At 44.6% G+C, this 2,737-nt stretch carries 1 protein-coding gene; it reads right to left on the reverse strand.

The window, feature by feature from the left end:
• Positions 1-174 precede the first annotated feature (174 nt).
• Complete coding sequence (glgB, locus tag IM479_RS06080) at positions 175-2,454, reverse strand: 1,4-alpha-glucan branching enzyme (RefSeq protein WP_287685014.1); 2,280 nt, start codon at positions 2,452-2,454, stop codon at positions 175-177.
• Between the last annotated feature and the right edge of the window lie 283 nt (positions 2,455-2,737).

A 2,737-nucleotide genomic window follows, 5' to 3' on the forward strand; every position in this document is an offset into this window, starting at 1 on the left:
GCCGAATTTGAAGTCTTTTCTGAACGAAACCCCCTACTATCTGTGGTCAAGGTTCAGTTTTTAGCTTGGTTATCGCTTTTTCCATTGTAGCTTAAAGCCGTCGTAAAACGACGGGGTTTTAACCCAAATTTTCGATAACTGTTTACTGTTTACTGATCACTGAAAAAAGCTTCCCTATTCCCCAGAAGCATTAGGATCGATTTTGAGAACTAAAACCCCTAAAGGTGGTAAACAGAGATCGATCGAGTAGGGACGGCTATGATAGGACCATTCCTCCGACCATTTACCGCCAAGGTTGCCCATATTACTACCGCCATATTTACCCGCATCGCTGTTAAAGATTTCCTGATAAAAACCGGGATGAGGTACACCAACGCGATAATGGCTGTGGGGTTGGGGAGTAAAATTACAGACCACCACCACAAACTCCTGCCAATTTTTGCTCCAGCGCAGGAAAGAAACGACGCTATGACTATTATCACTACAGTCGATCCACTCAAAGCCATCCTGACCAAAATCCTGGGTATATAAAGCAGGTTCACTCTTATAGGTGGCGTTCAAATCAGTGAAAAAGCGTTTTAGCTGTTGATGGGGTTGATACTGCAAAAGACCCCACTCCAAATCACCCCAAACATTCCACTCACTCCACTGGCCAAATTCCATGCTCATAAACAGGGTTTTCTTGCCGGGGTGGGTAAACATATAGCTAAATAATGCCCGGACATTGGCGAATTTTTGCCACTCATCCCCCGGCATTTTGCCAATCATATTACTTTTGCCGTGAACCACTTCATCGTGGGACAAAGCCAGCATATAATTCTCGCTGTGGTTATACCACATACTAAAAGTGACATTATTTTGATGGAATTGACGGAACCAAGGATCCATGCCGAAATAATCGAGCATATCGTGCATCCAGCCCATATTCCACTTCAAATTAAAGCCTAAACCGCCCATATAGGTGGGCCAGGACACCATCGGCCAAGCGGTGGATTCTTCGGCAATAGAGAGAATTCCGGGGAAATAGCTAAAAATCACATGATTGACTTGACGCAGGAATTCAGCGGCCTCTAAATTTTCCCGGCCACCGTACTCGTTAGCCACCCATTCCCCATCTTTACGACAATAATCGAGATAGAGCATGGAAGCCACCGCATCCACGCGAATGCCGTCAATATGGTACTTATCGAACCAAAAAAGAGCATTAGCGACGAGGAAATTTCTGACTTCGTTGCGACCGTAGTTAAAAATTAAGGTTCCCCATTCCTTGTGTTCCCCTTTGCGCGGGTCGCCGTGTTCGTAAAGATGAGTACCATCAAAGAAAGCTAACCCGTGGCCATCTTTGGGGAAGTGACCGGGGACCCAATCCACTAGCACACCAAGGCCATTTTGGTGACATTGATCGACAAAATACATGAAATCTTCAGGATTGCCGTAGCGACTGGTGGGGGCAAAATAACCCGTCACTTGATAACCCCAAGAACCATCAAAAGGATGCTCGGCGATCGGTAATAATTCGATATGGGTGCAACCTAATTCTTTAACGTAGGGAATTAGTTTTTCGGCCAACTCGTAGTAACTCAAAAAGCGCGCCCCAGTGTTCCATTCCGACACAGGAACCGGTTCCCCTTCCCCAGAAAGTAAACGGGGGGGTTCGGCACTAGAAGTGTGCAGCCAAGAACCGAGGTGTAATTCGTAAACGGAAACCGGTTGAGTTAAAGGATCGCTATGGCGGCGTTTTTCCATCCAATCGCTATCATCCCAAGTATAGCTATCTAAATTGGCCACGATCGAGGCGGTTTTCGGGCGTACTTCTTGGGCAAAACCGTAGGGATCAGATTTTTCGTAAATATGACCTTCCCAATTTTTGATCTCGTATTTATATTTAGTGCCAACACCGATTTCTGGGATAAACAATTCCCAGACCATATTATTACGTTTCCGCATTTGGTGATCACGACCATCCCAGTTATTGAAATCACCAATAATCGAGACGTTGCGGGCATTAGGGGCCCAAACGGCAAAATAAACCCCTTTAATACCCTCGATTTCGGCTAAATGCGCCCCTAATTTTTCATAAATGCGATGATGGTTGCCCTCCCCAAACAGATGTAAATCAAAATCGCTGAGTTTGGCAGAACGGAAGGCATAGGAATCATAGATTACCCGTTCCTGTTCTCCCTCGTGGATGCGTAATTGATAATTGTTCAGTTCACCGATATCGATGACGCACTCGAAAAAATGGGGATGATAAGCGGTCTTCATGGGATATTCTTGTCTTTGGGACGGTAAAATAACCCAAGCGGCCGTGGTTTTCGGTAAATAGGCTCTAACAACCCATTTATTCACTTTTCCTTCTTTTTCTAGGGGATGGGCCCCCAAAACCTCAAAGGGATCGTGATGGAGGTTGTTGACGATTTGATGGACTTGTTCGGGGGATACCACTATAGACATTCAGTTAACACTCTTGACATCTACAATACTTATAGCAAGGAAATAGTCATTTTTTTGTTGCCTTCTGGGAATTCTCAAACTGATGGTATTGTAAAGTTTCAATGCAAATATAGTCATATATAGCCAGCCATGGTAATATATGGACAGGAAACTATCAGACTAGGCAAAAAAAACAAGAATAAGTTATCGAACGGCTTGGAGGTGGTGGAAACAAGAGAATTTAACAGGCTATCAATTGCCTTCCGGTACAATTATGACAACGGATGACAACCCTTCAAAACCC

This window comes from Microcystis sp. M165S2, from assembly GCF_020245885.1.
In the GTDB taxonomy this organism is placed as follows: domain Bacteria; phylum Cyanobacteriota; class Cyanobacteriia; order Cyanobacteriales; family Microcystaceae; genus Microcystis.